Origin of the sequence: Pseudomonas sp. BMW13 (assembly GCF_013357275.1) — a bacterium.
GTDB classification, from domain to species: Bacteria; Pseudomonadota; Gammaproteobacteria; order Pseudomonadales; family Pseudomonadaceae; genus Aquipseudomonas; species Aquipseudomonas khazarica.
Genome location: NZ_SUKD01000013.1, coordinates 54,078 through 70,193 on the forward strand (window position 1 = coordinate 54,078; position 16,116 = coordinate 70,193).

At 64.3% G+C, this 16,116-nt stretch carries 16 protein-coding genes; 11 read left to right on the plus strand and 5 right to left on the minus strand.

All coding sequences use genetic code 11. From position 1 onward, the window contains the following. Positions 1 to 32: 32 nt before the first annotated feature. Positions 33 to 1,295 (minus strand): OprD family porin, encoded by a 1,263-nt coding sequence (locus E4487_RS10855; RefSeq protein WP_037048987.1) that lies wholly within the window; start codon positions 1,293 to 1,295, stop codon positions 33 to 35. Positions 1,296 to 1,554: 259 nt separating this feature from the next. Here E4487_RS10855 and E4487_RS10860 point away from each other — a divergent pair, with 259 nt between their 5' ends. Together E4487_RS10860 and E4487_RS10865 are read left to right on the plus strand one after the other, a co-directional pair. Beyond that, a complete protein-coding gene (locus tag E4487_RS10860) occupies positions 1,555 to 2,226 on the plus strand; it encodes a response regulator (protein ID WP_047592876.1) in 672 nt (223 codons plus the stop codon). Continuing rightward, the gene (locus tag E4487_RS10865) at positions 2,223 to 3,617 is read left to right on the plus strand and encodes a sensor histidine kinase (RefSeq protein ID WP_037048984.1); all 1,395 of its coding nucleotides are present in this window, start codon (positions 2,223 to 2,225) and stop codon (positions 3,615 to 3,617) included. The genes E4487_RS10860 and E4487_RS10865 overlap by 4 nt, the downstream gene beginning before the upstream one ends. On the opposite strand, the gene E4487_RS10870 is transcribed toward E4487_RS10865, so the two are convergent. The 3 genes from E4487_RS10870 to E4487_RS10880 form a co-directional block, all read right to left on the minus strand. Next, positions 3,603 to 4,355, minus strand: a complete 753-nt coding sequence (locus tag E4487_RS10870; protein ID WP_175253328.1) for an ABC transporter substrate-binding protein — start codon at positions 4,353 to 4,355, stop codon at positions 3,603 to 3,605. The genes E4487_RS10865 and E4487_RS10870 overlap by 15 nt on opposite strands. Before the next feature lie 65 nt (positions 4,356 to 4,420). Next, positions 4,421 to 5,257, minus strand: a complete 837-nt coding sequence (locus tag E4487_RS10875; protein ID WP_037048978.1) for an HDOD domain-containing protein — start codon at positions 5,255 to 5,257, stop codon at positions 4,421 to 4,423. A 45-nt stretch (positions 5,258 to 5,302) separates the two neighbouring features. After that, positions 5,303 to 6,244, minus strand: coding sequence for a folate-binding protein YgfZ (locus E4487_RS10880; protein WP_175253329.1), 942 nt, complete (start codon positions 6,242 to 6,244; stop codon positions 5,303 to 5,305). 144 nt (positions 6,245 to 6,388) lie between these two features. Between E4487_RS10880 and E4487_RS10885 the strand changes: the two genes are divergently transcribed. Both E4487_RS10885 and E4487_RS10890 read left to right on the plus strand, forming a co-directional pair. Next, positions 6,389 to 6,643, plus strand: coding sequence for a succinate dehydrogenase assembly factor 2 (locus E4487_RS10885; RefSeq protein WP_037048972.1), 255 nt, complete (start codon positions 6,389 to 6,391; stop codon positions 6,641 to 6,643). Continuing rightward, entirely contained in the window at positions 6,627 to 7,094 is a 468-nt protein-coding gene (locus tag E4487_RS10890; protein ID WP_175253330.1) for a protein YgfX, read from the plus strand. The genes E4487_RS10885 and E4487_RS10890 overlap by 17 nt, the downstream gene beginning before the upstream one ends. On the opposite strand, the gene nadB is transcribed toward E4487_RS10890, so the two are convergent. Continuing rightward, the gene (gene nadB, locus E4487_RS10895; protein WP_150608738.1) at positions 7,048 to 8,679 is read right to left on the minus strand and encodes an L-aspartate oxidase; all 1,632 of its coding nucleotides are present in this window, start codon (positions 8,677 to 8,679) and stop codon (positions 7,048 to 7,050) included. The genes E4487_RS10890 and nadB overlap by 47 nt on opposite strands. Before the next feature lie 507 nt (positions 8,680 to 9,186). Here nadB and rpoE point away from each other — a divergent pair. From rpoE to lepB, 7 genes are all read left to right on the plus strand, one after another. Continuing rightward, entirely contained in the window at positions 9,187 to 9,768 is a 582-nt protein-coding gene (gene rpoE / locus E4487_RS10900; RefSeq protein ID WP_037048967.1) for an RNA polymerase sigma factor RpoE, read from the plus strand. 30 nt (positions 9,769 to 9,798) lie between these two features. Beyond that, on the plus strand, positions 9,799 to 10,371 hold the full coding sequence (locus E4487_RS10905) for a sigma-E factor negative regulatory protein (protein ID WP_150608740.1): 573 nt from the start codon (positions 9,799 to 9,801) through the stop codon (positions 10,369 to 10,371). A gap of 8 nt (positions 10,372 to 10,379) precedes the next feature. Next, positions 10,380 to 11,342 carry a MucB/RseB C-terminal domain-containing protein gene (locus E4487_RS10910; protein WP_175253331.1) on the plus strand — a complete coding sequence of 321 codons (963 nt, stop codon included), beginning with the start codon at positions 10,380 to 10,382 and terminating at the stop codon, positions 11,340 to 11,342. Next, positions 11,339 to 11,785 carry a SoxR reducing system RseC family protein gene (locus E4487_RS10915; RefSeq protein ID WP_037048951.1) on the plus strand — a complete coding sequence of 149 codons (447 nt, stop codon included), beginning with the start codon at positions 11,339 to 11,341 and terminating at the stop codon, positions 11,783 to 11,785. Before E4487_RS10910 ends, E4487_RS10915 begins: the two co-directional genes overlap by 4 nt. 74 nt (positions 11,786 to 11,859) lie before the next feature. Then, positions 11,860 to 13,251, plus strand: a complete 1,392-nt coding sequence (locus E4487_RS10920) for a DegQ family serine endoprotease (protein WP_373921519.1) — start codon at positions 11,860 to 11,862, stop codon at positions 13,249 to 13,251. Positions 13,252 to 13,406: 155 nt separating this feature from the next. Continuing rightward, positions 13,407 to 15,206, plus strand: coding sequence for a translation elongation factor 4 (lepA, locus tag E4487_RS10925; protein WP_175253332.1), 1,800 nt, complete (start codon positions 13,407 to 13,409; stop codon positions 15,204 to 15,206). A 6-nt stretch (positions 15,207 to 15,212) separates the two neighbouring features. Beyond that, positions 15,213 to 16,067 (plus strand): signal peptidase I, encoded by an 855-nt coding sequence (gene lepB / locus E4487_RS10930; RefSeq protein ID WP_037048943.1) that lies wholly within the window; start codon positions 15,213 to 15,215, stop codon positions 16,065 to 16,067. Positions 16,068 to 16,116 lie beyond the last annotated feature (49 nt).

Below are 16,116 nucleotides of genomic sequence, written 5' to 3' on the forward strand. Positions count from 1 at the left end.
GATTGGGTTCTCCTGGAGAATCTTATTGTGGGTTACCAGATGGGCAGGGTGTAGCCGACGATGACGCGGTTTTCATCTGCATCGCGGGCAAAGTCGGAGCGGAAACTGGCGTTGCGTACGCGGACGTAGAGGTCCTTGAGCGGGCCGTTCTGCACCACGTACTTGAACTCGATGTCGCGTTCCCATTCGCCGCCACGCTCGTCGCTGCCGGCGATGCGTGCATCGTCACCACGGATGTAGCGGGTCATGAAGGTCAGGCCGGGAACCCCGACGCTGGCGAAGTTGAAGTCGTAGCGCGCCTGCCAGGAACGTTCGTCGGCGTTGGCGAAGTCGTTGATCTGCACGAAGTTGACCAGGAACGGATCGCTGCCGTCGATGTAGGCGAAGCCGGTGTCGCCGCTCATGTCCTGAAAGCCCAGGCCGAACTTGTGCGCACCGATGCCGTAGCTGAGCATGGCGTTGATCGCGCGGTTGTCCACCTTGCCCGCCTTGGCGGCGCCGGTGTCGTCGCTGTAGATCAGGCGCAGATCGCTGTTCAGGGTGCCGGCACCGAGCTTGTGACTGGTCAGCAGGCCGAGGAAGTGCTGGCGGTAGATGTCGTCCAGGTCGGCGTAGTAGTAGCGGCCGGTAAAGCCGGGCGCGAACTTGTAGTCGGCGCCGGCCAGGTCCAGGTGGTCGGCCTGGATACCCCCGGCGAAGCGGCGGTTCTTGCTGTTGAGCACCAGGTCTTCGTCGTCGGTGGAGGCGCGGTCGATGACCTTGTCCAGGCGACCACCGGTGAAGGTCAGGCCTTCCAGTTCGGAGGAGGTCAGCAGGCCGCCTTCGAACACCTGCGGCAGCAGGCGGCTGTCGCTGGCCTTGACCACGGGCAGCTCCGGCACGTGCGAGCCATAGCGCAGCTCGGTGGCGGACACCTTGATCTTGGCGGTCAGGCCCAGGCGGCTGAAGTCGTCGGCCGAACGCCCGTCATCATGCACCGGCAGCAGGTCGGTGCCGGTGCGGCCGCGTCCCGAGTCGAGCTTGAGGCCGAGCAGGCCCATGGCATCGAGGCCAAAACCGACGGTGCCTTCGGTGTAACCGGACTGCAGGTCGAGACGGAAGCCCTGACCCCATTCTTCGCGCTTGTTCTGGCCGGAACCTTCGCGGAAGTCACGATTGAGGTAGATGTTGGTGGCGGTCAGGCTGGCAGTGCTGTCTTCGATGAAGGCAGCGTTGGCGAGCGGGGTCGCACTGGCGGCGATGGCCAGGCAGAGCAGGCGGACAGGCGGCAGGGCCTGACGTGAGGCTGCGTACATGTGTGGTCTCCGTTTTTGTTCTTGTTGCGACCTGGCACCACTGCAAGGTCGCTTGAGCAGGTGGATCGAGCCACCTTGAAGCGATGCTATGAGGGCAAGCTTTCAGCAGGCTTTCATGGCTGAAAGTTTTTTCCGGCGGTGCTGGCAGGGGCGTCCGCGCGGCTGGCGGTGGCAACGAAACCTGGCAACTGGGCAATTCACAGCGGCGTCGAGGGCGCTACACTGCGCGCCTCTAACGATGCTGCAGCTGGAGGTGGCGGTGCGTATCCTGCTGGTCGAAGACCATCCGCAACTGGCGGAAAGCGTGGCCCAGGCCCTGAAAGGCGCGGGCTGGACGGTGGACGTGCTGCACGATGGCGTCGCCGCCGACCTGGCGCTGTCGAGCGAGGAGTATGCGCTGGCGATTCTCGACATCGGCCTGCCGCGCCTCGACGGCTTTGCCGTGCTGGCGCGCTTGCGTGATCGCGGGCAGACCCTGCCGGTGCTGATGCTGACCGCGCGTGGCGAGGTCAAGGACCGCGTGCATGGCCTCAACCTCGGCGCCGACGATTATCTGGCCAAGCCCTTCGAGCTGAGCGAGCTCGAGGCGCGGGTCAAGGCATTGCTGCGGCGCAGCGTGCTGGGCGGCGAACAGCTGCAGCGCTGTGGCGAGCTGGTCTACGACCTCGGGGCGCGGCGCTTCAGCCTGAAGGGCGAGGCGCTCAGTCTGACCGCCCGCGAGCAGGCCGTGCTGGAGGCGATGATCGCCCGACCGGGCCGGGTGATGAGCAAGGAGCAGCTGGCCGCGCAGGTATTCGGTCTGGACGAGGATGCCAGCCCCGATGCCATCGAGATCTACGTCCATCGCCTGCGCAAGAAGCTCGAAGGCAGCGCCGTGCGCATCGTCACCTTCCGCGGTCTCGGCTACCTGCTGGAGGCGGTCGAGGCATGAGCCGTGGCTTCAGCCTGCGCGGGCGCCTGCTGCGGCGCCTGGCCCTGCTGTTGTCGGTCATCCTGTTGCTGAGCAGCCTCAGCGCCTACTGGAGCGCGCGGCGCGCCGCCGACGAGGCCTACGACCGCACCCTGCTGGCGTCGGCACGTGCCGTGGCCGACGGCCTCTACGCCGAGGACGGGCGCCTCAGGGCCAACATTCCCTACGTGGCGCTGGACACCTTCGCCTATGACAGTGCCGGACGCATCTACTACCAGGTGCTCGACCTCGAGGGGCATCAGGTATCCGGCTACGAAGACCTGCCAGCCGCGCCCAAGGGCACGCCGCGCACCGACGACTACCCGGCGCTGGCGCATTTCTACGACGCCGAGTACCGCAATCAGGGCGTGCGCGTGGTCAGCCTGCTGCAGCCGGTCAGCGAGCCGCAGTTGAACGGTATCGCCGAGATTCGCGTGGCCGAAACCCAGGGCGCGCGCGAGCGCATGGCCCGCGAGCTGCTGGTGGGGACGCTGTGGCGCATGGGCCTGCTGTCGATCAGTGCGCTGCTGCTGGTCTGGCTGGCGGTGAACCTGGCGTTGCGACCGCTGGAGGCGTTGCGCCGGGAGGTGGCCGAGCGCACCAGCGATGATCTGCAGCCCCTGCACGACAGCGGCTTGCCCCGCGAGGTGCTGCCGCTGGTGGAGACCCTGAACCAGTTCAACGAGCGGCTGAGAGGCCTGTTCGAGCGTCAGTCGCAGTTCATCGCCGACGCGGCGCATGAACTGCGCACGCCGCTGGCCGCGCTCAAGGCGCGAATCACCCTAGGCTTGCGCGCCGAGGAAGCGCAAGAGTGGCGCAGGACGCTGGAGGAGGTGGCGTTGCAGGGGGATCGCCTGACCTTGCTGGCCAATCAGTTGCTGTCCCTGGCGCGGATCGAAAGTGGTGCGCGCGCCATCACCGAGGGCGGTGCGCAGCGCATCGATCTCAGCCAGCTGGCCCGCGACCTGGCGCTGGCCATGGCGCCGCTGGCGCATGCCCGTGGGGTGGCGCTGGCGCTGGAGGCCGAGCAGCCGGTCTGGATCGATGGCGAGCCGACCCTGCTCAACGAACTGCTGAACAACCTGCTGGACAACGCGCTGGCACATACCCCCGCCGGCGGCAACCTGGTGATCCGCGCGGTGGCCCCGGCCGTGCTGGAGGTCGAGGACGATGGTCCGGGCATTCCCGAGGCCGAGCGCGAGAAGGTCTTCGAGCGCTTCTACAGGCGCAGCGCACAGGGCAATGGTGCCGGCCTGGGGTTGGCCATCGTCGGGGAGATCTGCCGTGCCCACCAGGCCCGCATCAGCCTGCATCAGGCCCGGCCGCACGGTCTGCTGGTGCGGGTCGAGTTTCCGTTGCTAGTAGAGGCTTAGCGGCTGCTGAATCTCCAGCAGGTACTGGGAGATCTTGCCGCTGGCACGGAGCTGTTCGAGACCCCGGTTGAAGCGCGCCATCAGCTCGGCATTGCCCGGCACCTCGCGCGAAAGCAGCAGGTGCAGGCTGTCGCTGCGCAGTGGCTTGGCGTGAAAGCTCAGGCGCCGGCGCTCGGCCGGACTGAAGTGCTGGTAGAGCAGGTCGAAGCCGACCACCTTGTCCACGGGAAACAGGTCGACGCGCCCGGCCAGCAGCTGGCGTAGTCCCTGTTCGTCACTGGTCAGGCGCATGACCTCGAGGTCGCCGGCTGCTTCGGCGCGCTGGAAGGCGTCGCCGTAGTCGTAGCCGCGCGTGCCGGCAATGCGCAGGCCGCGCAGGTCATCGATGCCGGACCAGTCGAATGCGTCGTCCTTGCGGTGGAACAGGTAGTAGCCGCTCTCCACGACCGGCGCGCTGACATGGAAGTGCTGCTGCCGTTGCGGGTTGTTCAGCCACACCGCGCTGCCGTCGCGCAGGCCCTGCTCGGCCATCTTCAGCGAGCGTGCCCAGGGGTGGAACTCCCATTGCACCGTGATGCCCTGCGAGGCGAAGGCCTCTTCGACGATGCGCGAGGCAACGCCGTGATGGGGGAGGCTTTCGCCCAGGTAGGGGGGCCACTCACCGTTGGTCAGGCGGACGCGATCAGCGGCGTGGAGGTTGCCGAACAGCAGGACGAGCAGGAGAAATGCGTAACGCATGGCTCTACTTCCTCAGGCGAGTGACCTGAGTGTAGAGGCGATATGCCATCCATGGCGAGATGCTTTTACTGCAGCATGCCCATGGCCGCTTCCATGGCGGCGGAGAGGTCTTCGTCGGCCTGCATGTCGACCTGCGGGTCGAGGCCCAGCTTGGCGAACGCCGGCACCTTGCTCCAGTCGAGCTGGGTGTAGGGGTGCTCGCTGCCCAGGTAGCTCTGCAGGGTCGCGACCTGGACGATGTCGACGTAATCGACCTTGGCCGAGTTGCGCGTGAAGTCCAGGTAGTGGCTGGGCACGATGGCGATCGGCTCGGGGAACTCCCAGGTGCGCAGGATCTTGTCGCCGATGATCGGGTGAATCTGCTCGATCACATGGTTGAGGCTGATGGAATCGGCCAGCAGTTCGTTGTGTTCTTCGGCGTAGGTCAGGATCGGGAGCACGCCGATCTGATGGACCAGGCCGGCGAGGGTCGCCTGGTCCGGCATCAGGCGGGTGTAGTGGCGGCACAGAACGTGGCAGATGCCCGCAATTTCGGTGCTCTTGTTCCACACTTCACGCATCTTGCGGTCGACCACGTCGCTGGTGGCCTGGAACATCTGCTCCATCGCCAGGCCGGTGGCCAGGTTGCAGGTGTAGTTGATGCCCAGGCGGGCGACGGCCATCTGCAGGTCGGTGATTTCCTTGTTGCTGCGCAGCAACGGGCTGTTGACCACCTTGATGATGCGCGCGGTTAGGGCGGCATCGTTGCCGATCACCTTGCTGATCTGCGGGATACCGACATTGGGGTCTTCTGCGGCCTCGCGAACCTTCAGTGCCACTTCGGGCAGGGTTGGCAGTACCAGCTCATCGTTCTCGATGGCGTTGATCAGATCCTGTTGGACTTTTTCGGCAAGCTTGCTCATCAAAAGGCTCTCTTAGGCGAACCGGTGTGGCGCCGGGAAGTTTAGTCAGCGCTGGATTTCCTTGTCGGCATCCAGCTGGTAGGGCAAGTCGAGCAGGGCCAGTGCCGGGCCCTCGTTGCTGCCGAGGTGAATGCGGCCGTCATTGACTGCATCTTCCTGCAGTACGGCGAGCAGCTCAATGTCTTCGTCAGCCTGCGCGGCCAGCACCACTTCTCCGACACTGGAGCCGTGGACCGGGGAGAACAGCTCGCTGCCGACGGCCGGTAGCGCTGCGCCGACCAGGCGCAGGCGGTACAGGCGGCGCTTGAGCTTGCCGAGGTACTGCATGCGCGCGACGATCTCCTGGCCGGTGTAGCAGCCCTTCTTGAAGCTCACGCCGCCGAGCGCCTGGAGGTTGATCATCTGTGGAATGAACCGCTCGCGCGTCGCGCCGAACACCTGGCCGACGCCGGCGCGGACCTGCGCCAGCAGCCAGTCGTTGAGCGGCGCCTGGCGCAGGTGCTTGCTCAGCACGGCGAGCAGTCGCTCGGACTCGGCGTGCGGCGCCCAGAGTTCGGCACGGCCGTCGCCAAGGCGAACCGCGAGCAACTCGCCGCTGCTGGCCACGGCATCCGCCTGCTCGCCGAGCTCGATGCCCAGCTCGCTCAGCGCGGCGTTCCCGCCGGCCAGGCCGAAGCGCACCCAGGCCGCGCTTTCATCGGCGGGCTTGGATTTGGCAAACACCGCGTATTTGTGCAGCTCGGCCTGCTGAGCTTCGATCAGCTCGCGTGCCATCGCCAACAGGTAGCCGTCAGCGACCGGCACGATGCGGAAGCTGGAGAGCATGCGTCCTTTCGGCGTACAGCGGGCGCCCAGGCTGGACAGATGGGCATCGAGGTAGTTGAGGTTGCAGGTCAGCTGCCCCTGCAGGAACTTGGCGGCATCGGCGCCGCGCACGGCGAGAACGCCTTCGTGATCGAGGAGGGTGAAATACGCGCTATCGGCCATGATGCAAGTCGAATCACTGGATAAAGGTCAGGGGCGTCATCATAGAGGGCGTGATAGGCCTTGTCAGCGCAATTGCGCCTCGTCGCGGTGAACAGCGGCGCAATTCGCCGTTATACTGCGGCCCTCGTTCGAGGAGTCCGTTGCATGGTTGAGCAAACTGAACTGAATCGCCTGTTCTGGCATAGCCGTCGTGGCATGCTGGAGCTGGACGTACTGCTGGTGCCTTTCGTCCAGGAGGTGTACCCCAGCCTGGACGCCGAGGATCAGGCGCGCTACCGCAAGCTGCTGGAGTGCGAGGATCAGGACATGTTCGGCTGGTTCATGCAGCGCGGCGAGCCGGAAGACGCCGATCTCAAGCGCATGGTGCGCATGATCCTGGATCGTGTCCAACCCAAGTGACGTATTCGAGTGTCAGTGGCGGCCGTCACGCTGGCTGCTGAGGCTCTATCTGCTGGTCCTGGCGCCGGCCATGCCGGCGCCCTGGCTGGCCGACCTGCCGCTCTGGTCGAAGCTGTCGATCTGCGCGCTGCTGTTGGTGCATGCGGCCTGGGTGCTGCCGCGCCACATCCTGTTGTCATCGCCACAGAGCGTCGTCGGCCTGCGCCGCGACGCATTCGGTTGGTCGTTGCTGCATGCGGATGGCACCTGGCAGGCCGCGCAGCTGCGCCCGGACAGCATGGCGCTGCCGCTGCTGGTGGTTCTGCGTTATCGCCTGCCGGGGCAACGCTTCAGTCGCGGGCTGTGCATTCCCCGCGACGCGCTGCCGACCGAGCAGCATCGACGCCTGCGCCTGCGTCTGAAGTTCAGTCGCAGGCGCTGGGCTGAGCCTGTGGCGTCGGCGTCAGAATAGTATCGCGGGCTTCGGCCAGCTGCTCGGGGTAGTCCAGGGTGTAATGCAGGCCACGGCTCTCGTGGCGGCGCATGGCCGAATTGATCATCAGCTCGGCGACCAGGGCGAGGTTGCGCAGCTCGATCAGGTCGCGGCTGACCTTGTAGTTGCTGTAGAACTCGTCGATCTCGTCCAGCAGCAGGCGTACCCGGTGCTGCGCGCGCTGCAGGCGCTTGTTGGTGCGCACGATGCCCACGTAGTCCCACATGAAGCGCCGCAATTCGTCCCAGTTGTGGGCGATGATCACGTCCTCGTCGGAGTCCGTCACCTGGCTGGCGTCCCAGCAGGGGACGTCACTGGGCATGTCGACCCGGTTCAGGTTGGCGACGATGTCGTTGCAGGCCGAACGGGCGTAGACGAAGCACTCCAGCAACGAGTTGCTGGCCATGCGATTGGCGCCGTGCAGGCCGGTGAAGCTGGTTTCGCCAATGGCATACAGCCCGGGAACGTCGGTGCGGCCGCAGCGGTCGACAACCACGCCGCCGCAGGTGTAATGCGCTGCGGGCACCACGGGGATGGCTTGCCGGGTGATGTCGATGCCGAAGCCCAGGCAGCGTTCGTACACCGTGGGAAAGTGGCTCTTGATGAAGTCGGCGGGCTTGTGACTGATGTCGAGGTAGACGCAGTCGATCCCGAGGCGCTTCATTTCATGGTCGATGGCACGGGCGACGATGTCGCGGGGCGCCAGTTCGGCGCGCTCGTCGAAGCGCGGCATGAAACGCTCGCCGTTGGGCAGCTTGAGCAGTCCGCCTTCGCCGCGCACCGCCTCGGTAACCAGGAAGCTCTTGGCCTGCGGGTGATACAGGCAGGTGGGGTGGAACTGGTTGAACTCCAGGTTGCCGACGCGGCAACCGGCGCGCCAGGCCATGGCGATGCCGTCGCCGCAGGCACCATCGGGGTTGCTGGTATAGAGGTAGACCTTGGCTGCACCGCCGGTGGCGAGAATGACGAAGCGGGCGGTGAAGGTGTCGACCTCGCCACGGGTCCGGTCCAGCACGTAGGCGCCCAGGCAGCGCTCACCCTCCAGGCCGAGCCTGCGCTCGGTGATCAGGTCGACGGCGACGCGCTGTTCCAGCAGCTCGATGTTCGAGCGCCCGCGGGCCTGTTCCAGCAAGGTGTTGAAGATCGCGGCGCCGGTCGCATCTGCGGCGTGAATGATGCGGCGGTGGCTGTGCCCGCCCTCGCGCGTCAGGTGAAACTCGAAGCCGCCGTCTTCCAGTGCGGTTTCGTCTTCACGGGTGAAGGGCACGCCCTGGTCGATCAGCCACTGGATGGCCTCGCGGCTGTGCTCGACGGTGAAGCGCACGGCGTCCTCGCGACACAGGCCGGCACCGGCGTCGAGCGTGTCGGCCACGTGCGATTCGACCGTGTCGGTATCGTCCAGTACGGCGGCAACGCCACCTTGCGCCCAATAGGTCGAGCCATTGGACAGGTCACCTTTGCTCAGGACCGCGATGCGCAGATGGGCGGGCAGGGTAAGGGCTAGGGTCAGGCCGGCGGCACCGCTGCCGATGACCAGAACGTCGTGCTGGAAATGTAAGCTCATGTCCGAGTTCCGCGTGAAAGCGAGTCCTAGTATATAGAGAGGGGCGACGGCACAATAGCCGCCCAAGTCCTGCTCGGGATCACCCTGTTGCAATGCGGTCTTCGCGGGCGCCGATCCGCTCGGGCCGCTTGTTTGGGTGAGTGAATCGAACCGCTGCGTCTGTCCTGCCGGCAGCGCTCTGGTTCGAGAGGTTATGAACAGGCCTTATGACCGACCGCAGTGCTCGGGAACTTTCTTAGTCGTTAAGGTTCCATAGAGGGTCGTCCATGTAAGGGAGGACGCGTGCGCGTGCCTGCCTCCGAGCATTGTCGAGGAGGTCGGATGGGCGGCGATAAGATTATTCGCGCTGGCGGAAAGGTTCCGCTGGCGCCATTTCTGGCAGAGAGAAGAGAACTCTGCGGGAAAGCTTGCTTGGAGGGGAGAACTTTTGCGTAAGGCCCGAGTCTATCTTGGCAAGCTGATTCGCTTACGGGCGCAAGCCTCCTCCAAGCGTCATGAGGAGAGTGCATGCTAACCCAGGAAGACGATCAGCAGCTGGTCGAGCGAGTGCAGCGCGGTGACAAGCGCGCCTTCGATCTGTTGGTGCTGAAGTATCAGCACAAGATCCTCGGTTTGATCGTGCGATTCGTGCACGACACCCACGAGGCTCAGGATGTCGCTCAGGAGGCCTTCGTCAAGGCCTACAGAGCGCTTGGAAACTTTCGCGGTGACAGCGCGTTCTATACCTGGCTGTACCGCATCGCCATCAACACGGCGAAGAATTATCTGGTGTCGCGCGGTCGCCGGCCGCCAGATAGTGATGTCAGTAGCGATGACGCGGAGTTCTATGATGGTGATCACGGCCTCAAGGACATCGAGTCACCGGAGCGGGCATTGCTGCGCGACGAGATCGAAGCCACCGTGCATCGAACCATCGCCCAGCTGCCGGACGACCTGCGTACGGCACTGACCCTGCGCGAGTTCGAAGGCTTGAGTTACGAAGACATTGCCAGCGTCATGCAATGTCCGGTGGGTACGGTGCGTTCACGGATCTTCCGTGCACGTGAGGCAATTGATAAGTCCCTGCAACCGCTGTTGCAGGAAGCCTAAGGCAGCGGCGATAGCCAAGAGAGGTACGCCATGAGTCGTGAAACCCTGCAGGAATCGCTGTCCGCGGTGATGGATAACGAAGCGGACGAACTGGAATTGCGGCGTGTGCTCGCAGCCAGCGAAGGCAGCGAGCTGCGTGACACCTGGTCGCGCTATCAGCTGGCCAGGGCGGCCATGCATCGCGAGGTGCTGGTGCCGAAGCTGGACATCGCTGCTGCGGTATCCGCAGCGCTGGCCGACGAAGCGGCTCCGGCGCGCAAGACCCCCATGTGGCGCAGCGTCGGTCGTGTCGCCGTGGCAGCGTCCGTGACGGTCGCCGTGCTGGCTGGTGTGCGCTTCTACAATCAGGACGAGCTGACGGGTAATCAGCTGGCCCAGCAAGACGCCTCTCCGGTGCTCTCGGCGCCGCAGGTCCAGGGGCCTGCACTGCTCGCCGGCTACAACAGCAGCGAGGAAGCCGGTGAGCCTGCCAAGGTTGGCACCGTAAGCTGGCATGATCAGCGTCTGCCCGACTACCTGCGTCAACATGCGCAGCAGGCCGTGATGGGGGGTGGTGAAACCGCTCTGCCTTACGCCCGGGCCGCCAGTCTGGAAAACCGCTAAGGAGTCACATGCGCGCGATTCCCCTCTGTCTGCTCAGTGGTCTGCTGGCGTTGCCGGTGCACGCCTCTGAGGTTCAGGACTTGCTTGGACGCCTAGCCGAGGCGGAGCGTCAGCAAAGTTTTCAGGGTACGTTTATCTATGAACGTAACGGTAGTTTCTCCAGTCATGCCGTCTGGCACAAAGTGGAGGATGGGGGACAAGTGCGTGAGCGCCTTCTGCAGCTGGACGGTCCGGCGCAGGAGGTGCTGAAGGTCGATGGACAGACGCAATGCGTCAGTGGTGCGCTGGTCGATCAGGTCAGCGAAGGTCAGACCTGGCCCGCTCGCCACCTGGATGCCGATCAGCTGAGCAACTGGTACGACATTCGTGTCGTGGGTCAGTCACGCATCGCTGATCGCAGCGCCGTGGTCCTGGTGCTGGCGCCCAAGGATCAGCACCGCTATGGCTTCGAACTGCACCTGGATCGGGAGACCGGTCTGCCGCTGAAGTCCTTGCTGCTCAACGAGCGCGGTCAGCTGCTTGAGCGTTTCCAGTTCACTCAGCTCGATGTCATGACGCCCGAGGCCGAGGCCCTGCAGCCCAGCTCGCGCTGTCGTCCGGTGCGCATTCGCCCCGTCGACAACCTGGCCGAAGGCCGCTGGCGTTCCGACTGGCTGCCGCCAGGCTTCACCCTCAACATGGCACAGCTGCGCCACGAACCGTCTTCCGATGCCAGCGTTGCCTACCTCATGTACGGCGATGGCCTGGCCCGCTTCTCGGTCTTTCTCGAACCGCTGAACGGCCGTGTCGTCGAAGACGCACGTAGCCAGCTGGGCCCGACCGTCGCCGTGTCGAGGCGCATGAGCACCGAGGCGGGTGACGTGATGGTCACGGTGGTGGGGGAGATTCCCCTGGGGACTGCCGAGCGCATCGCGCTGTCCATGCGCGCGGGCGCGTCTGAAACAGGAGCGCCTGAACAGGCCAGCCAATGATCGAGGAACAGGGGCGTGTAGTGGCGCTCGAGCCCGGCGCCGTCTGGGTCGAGACGCTACGCCGGAGTACCTGCTCCAGTTGCTCGGCCAATGCTGCCTGCGGGCAGGGCGTGATGGAACGCCTGGGCGTGGGCCGTGAGCGTGGTCATGTGCGCGCGCTGTCCACGCTGCATCTGAACGTTGGTGACGCCGTGGTGATCGGCGTCCGTGAAGAGCTGCTGGTACGCAGCTCTCTGCTTGTCTACCTGCTGCCCTTGCTGGGCCTCATGGCTGCCGCCCTGGCAGCCGACGCAGCAGGGCTATCCGAACCTCTGTGCATTCTCTCCGGCCTTGCCGGTCTGTGCGTTTCCTGGCTGCTGGTACGCTGGCGAGCGTCCAGGGTCGCCGATGATCCCCAATTGCAACCTGTTGTCCTGCGCGCATTGCTGGCTGCCAGCCCGTGATTTCCTGCGTGTATTTCGTTCTGCATCTGGAGTTGTAGCCGATGAGAAATATCAAGTCCGTTGTGCCGGTGTTGATGGCCGCCCTGTTGTGGGGGCAAAGTCTGGTGGCGCAGGCCGATCTGCCTGATTTCACGCCGTTGGTCGAGGAGGCCTCGCCTGCGGTGGTCAATATCAGTACGCGCCAGAAGGTGCCTGAGCGCGCCGTTGCCGGGCAGTCCGGGCTGCCCGATCTGGAAGGCCTGCCGCCGATGTTCCGCGAGTTCTTCGAGCGCAGCATTCCGCAGGTGCCGCGCAATCCGGGCGGGCGTCAGCGCGAGGCGCAATCGCTGGGTTCCGGCTTCATCATCTCGCCGGACGGCTACATCATGACCAACAATCATGTGGTCGCCGACGCCGATGAGATCATCGTGCGCCTGTCCGACCGCAGCGAGCTGGAGGCCAAGCTGATCGGCGCCGACCCGCGCAGTGACGTGGCGCTGCTCAAGGTCGAAGGCAAGAACCTGCCGACCGTGCGCCTGGGCAAGTCCGAGGAGCTCAAGGTCGGTGAGTGGGTGCTGGCCATCGGTTCGCCGTTCGGTTTCGATCACTCGGTGACGGCCGGTATCGTCAGCGCCAAGGGCCGCAGCCTGCCCAGCGACAGCTACGTGCCCTTCATCCAGACAGACGTGGCGATCAACCCGGGCAACTCCGGCGGCCCGCTGTTCAACCTCAAGGGTGAGGTCGTCGGCATCAACTCGCAGATCTTCACTCGCTCCGGCGGTTTCATGGGTCTGTCGTTCGCCATTCCCATGGAAGTCGCCATGCAGGTCGCCGACCAGCTCAAGGCGGATGGCAAGGTCACGCGCGGCTGGCTGGGTGTGGTCATCCAGGAAGTGAACAAGGACCTGGCCGAATCCTTCGGTCTGGACAAGCCTGCCGGTGCGCTGGTCGCGCAGGTGCTGGAAGACGGCCCGGCCGACAAGGGCGGGCTGCAGGTTGGCGATGTCATCCTCAATCTCAATGACAAGCCGATCATCATGTCCGCAGACCTGCCGCATCTGGTCGGTGGCCTGAAGCCGGGCGAGAAGGCGCAACTGGACGTGGTGCGCGACGGTTCGCGCAAGAAGCTCAACGTGACCATCGGTACGCTGCCGGAAGAAGGGCAGGAGCTGGCCGCTGGCGACCCTGCTCAGGGTGGCGAGCGCAGCAACAACCGCCTGGGTGTCACGGTGGTCGAGCTGACTGCCGAGCAGAAGAAAGGCCTCGACCTGAAAGGCGGTGTGGTGGTCAAGGAAGTGCTCAATGGTCCGGCCGCGATGATCGGCCTGCGTCCGGGTGACGTGATCACGCACCTGAACAACCAGGCCATCGACTCCACCAGCACCTTTACCCAGGTGGCGCAGGAGTTGCCGAAGAACCGGTCGGTCTCCATGCGCGTGCTGCGTCAGGGGCGCGCCAGCTTCATCACCTTCAAGCTGGCGGAGTAACTCTTCTGGCGAGGCTGAACAGGGGCGCTTTCGGGCGCCCTTTTTGCGTGCACGCCAGGCGCTGCAGCAGACGTGACGTGGTTGCGAGGGATCGGGTACAATCCGCGGCTATTTTCGGCAAGCGTCTTGCCCGTGCCCTCTTCGAGTGTTGATCTGTGAGTGACCTGAGTCATATCCGCAATTTTTCCATCATTGCCCACATTGACCACGGCAAGTCCACCCTGGCTGACCGTTTCATCCAGCTCTGCGGCGGTCTCACCGCGCGTGAAATGGAGGCTCAGGTCCTGGACTCCATGGATCTGGAGCGTGAGCGCGGCATCACCATCAAGGCCCACAGCGTCACGCTTCACTACAAGGCGCAGGACGGCAAGGTCTATCAGCTGAACTTCATCGACACCCCCGGCCACGTCGACTTCACCTATGAAGTCAGTCGCTCGCTGGCGGCGTGCGAAGGTGCGCTGCTGGTGGTCGATGCCGGCCAGGGCGTGGAAGCGCAGTCGGTTGCCAACTGCTACACCGCCATCGAGCAGGGCCTCGAGGTCATGCCGGTGCTGAACAAGATGGACCTGCCGCAGGCCGATCCGGAGCGCGTCAAGGACGAGATCGAGAAGATCATCGGTATCGACGCCACCGATGCCGTGGCCTGCAGCGCCAAGAGCGGCATGGGCGTGGACGAGGTGCTCGAGCGCCTGGTGCACACCATTCCCGCGCCCGAGGGCGAGATCGAGGCGCCGCTGCAGGCGCTGATCATCGACTCCTGGTTCGACAACTACCTGGGCGTCGTGTCGCTGGTGCGCGTGCGTCACGGTCGGGTGAAGAAGGGCGACAAGATCCTGGTCAAGTCCACCGGCAAGGTGCACCTGGTCGACAGCGTCGGTGTATTCACCCCGAAACACACCGCCACCGCTGACCTCAAGGCCGGTGAAGTGGGCTTCATCATCGCCAGCATCAAGGACATTCATGGTGCGCCGGTCGGCGATACCCTGACCCTGTCTTCGACCCCTGAGGTCGAGATGCTGTCGGGTTTCAAGAAGATCCAGCCGCAAGTCTACGCGGGCCTGTTCCCGGTCAGCTCGGACGATTTCGAGGACTTCCGTGAGGCGCTGCAGAAGCTGACCCTCAATGACTCGTCGCTGCAGTACGCACCGGAAAGCTCCGATGCGCTGGGCTTCGGTTTCCGCTGCGGCTTCCTCGGCATGCTGCACATGGAGATCATCCAGGAGCGCCTGGAGCGCGAGTACGACCTGGACCTGATCACCACCGCGCCGAGCGTTATCTACGAACTCGAGCTCAAGACCGGTGAGACCATCACCGTCGACAACCCGTCCAAGCTGCCGGATGTCTCGTCCATCGCCGATTTCCGCGAGCCGATCGTGACGGCGACCATCCTGGTGCCGCAGGAGCACCTGGGTAACGTCATTACCCTGTGCGTCGAGAAGCGTGGCGTGCAGCGTGACATGCAGTTCCTCGGTTCTCAGGTTCAGGTTCGTTACGACCTGCCGATGAACGAGGTGGTGCTGGACTTCTTCGATCGTCTGAAATCGACCAGCCGTGGCTACGCCTCGCTGGACTATCATTTCGATCGCTATCAGTCGGCCAACCTGGTCAGGCTGGATGTGCTGATCAATGGCGACAAGGTCGATGCCCTGGCATTGATCGTGCACCGTGACAATGCGGCGTACAAGGGACGTGCGTTGACCGAGAAGATGAAGGAACTGATTCCTCGGCAGATGTTCGATGTGGCGATCCAGGCAGCCATTGGCGGCCAGATCATCGCGCGAACCACTGTCAAGGCACTCAGAAAGAACGTACTGGCCAAGTGTTACGGCGGCGACGTGAGCCGTAAGAAGAAGCTGCTCGAGAAGCAGAAGGCCGGTAAGAAACGCATGAAGCAGGTCGGCAACGTGGAAATCCCACAGGAAGCCTTCCTTGCGGTGCTCAGGTTGGATAGCTAAGGCTCTATGTCGATCAATTTCCCGCTCCTGTTGGTTATCGCGGTTGCCGTTTGCGGCTTCCTGGCCCTGATCGATCTGATCCTGCTGGCTCCGCGCCGCCGCGCGGCGATTGCGGCGTACCAGGGGCGGGTCGACGATCCTGACGACAGGGTGCTGGAGCGCCTGAGCAAGGAACCCTTGCTGGTCGAGTACGGCAAGTCGTTCTTCCCGGTGCTGGCCATCGTGCTGGTGCTGCGCTCGTTTCTGGTGGAACCCTTCCAGATTCCTTCGGGGTCGATGAAGCCGACCCTGGAAGTGGGCGATTTCATCCTGGTCAACAAGTTCGCCTACGGCATTCGTCTGCCGGTCATCGACACCAAGGTCATCGAGGTGGATGACCCGCAGCGTGGCGACGTGATGGTGTTCCGTTACCCCAGCGACCCGAGCATCAACTACATCAAGCGTGTCGTCGGGCTGCCGGGTGATCGCATCCAGTACACCCAGGGCAAGCGTCTGCTCATCAACGGTGAGCCGGTGGCCGAGAAGCTGCTGGGCGAAGAGCCGGGCAGCCTGGGCAGCGCGGTTCTCTATCAGGAGCGCCTGGGGCAGGTCGAGCACACCATCCGCAAGGAAATGACCCGCATGCGGCGTGATCCGGGCGGTGAGTGGGTCGTGCCGCAAGGGCACTACTTCATGATGGGCGACAATCGCGACAACTCCAACGACAGTCGCTTCTGGCGTGATCGCAACATCCCTCAGGAGCTGTGGGGCATGGTTCCGGACGACCACATCGTCGGCAAGGCCTTCGCCATCTGGATGAGCTGGCCGGAGCCGAAAACCGGCAATCTGCCCAACTTCTCGCGGGTCGGCCTGATTCATTGAGTACTGGCGCGCTGTTCAAGGCAGCGCCGCAGGCTATAAATAATTCTAG

Excerpts from the sequence above, each read along its gene's own strand:
- E4487_RS10865 (WP_037048984.1), top strand. The coding sequence starts at position 2,223 with ATGAGCCGTGGCTTCAGCCTGCGCGGGCGCCTGCTGCGGCGCCTGGCC.
- E4487_RS10920 (WP_373921519.1), top strand. The coding sequence starts at position 11,860 with ATGGCCGCCCTGTTGTGGGGGCAAAGTCTGGTGGCGCAGGCCGATCTG.
- E4487_RS10870 (WP_175253328.1), bottom strand. The coding sequence starts at position 4,355 with ATGCGTTACGCATTTCTCCTGCTCGTCCTGCTGTTCGGCAACCTCCAC.
- E4487_RS10880 (WP_175253329.1), bottom strand. The coding sequence starts at position 6,244 with ATGGCCGATAGCGCGTATTTCACCCTCCTCGATCACGAAGGCGTTCTC.
- nadB (WP_150608738.1), bottom strand. The coding sequence starts at position 8,679 with ATGAGCTTACATTTCCAGCACGACGTTCTGGTCATCGGCAGCGGTGCC.
- E4487_RS10910 (WP_175253331.1), top strand. The coding sequence starts at position 10,380 with ATGCGCGCGATTCCCCTCTGTCTGCTCAGTGGTCTGCTGGCGTTGCCG.
- E4487_RS10855 (WP_037048987.1), bottom strand. The coding sequence starts at position 1,295 with ATGTACGCAGCCTCACGTCAGGCCCTGCCGCCTGTCCGCCTGCTCTGC.
- rpoE (WP_037048967.1), top strand. The coding sequence starts at position 9,187 with ATGCTAACCCAGGAAGACGATCAGCAGCTGGTCGAGCGAGTGCAGCGC.
- lepB (WP_037048943.1), top strand. The coding sequence starts at position 15,213 with ATGTCGATCAATTTCCCGCTCCTGTTGGTTATCGCGGTTGCCGTTTGC.
- E4487_RS10885 (WP_037048972.1), top strand. The coding sequence starts at position 6,389 with ATGGTTGAGCAAACTGAACTGAATCGCCTGTTCTGGCATAGCCGTCGT.
- E4487_RS10875 (WP_037048978.1), bottom strand. The coding sequence starts at position 5,257 with ATGAGCAAGCTTGCCGAAAAAGTCCAACAGGATCTGATCAACGCCATC.
- E4487_RS10905 (WP_150608740.1), top strand. The coding sequence starts at position 9,799 with ATGAGTCGTGAAACCCTGCAGGAATCGCTGTCCGCGGTGATGGATAAC.
- E4487_RS10915 (WP_037048951.1), top strand. The coding sequence starts at position 11,339 with ATGATCGAGGAACAGGGGCGTGTAGTGGCGCTCGAGCCCGGCGCCGTC.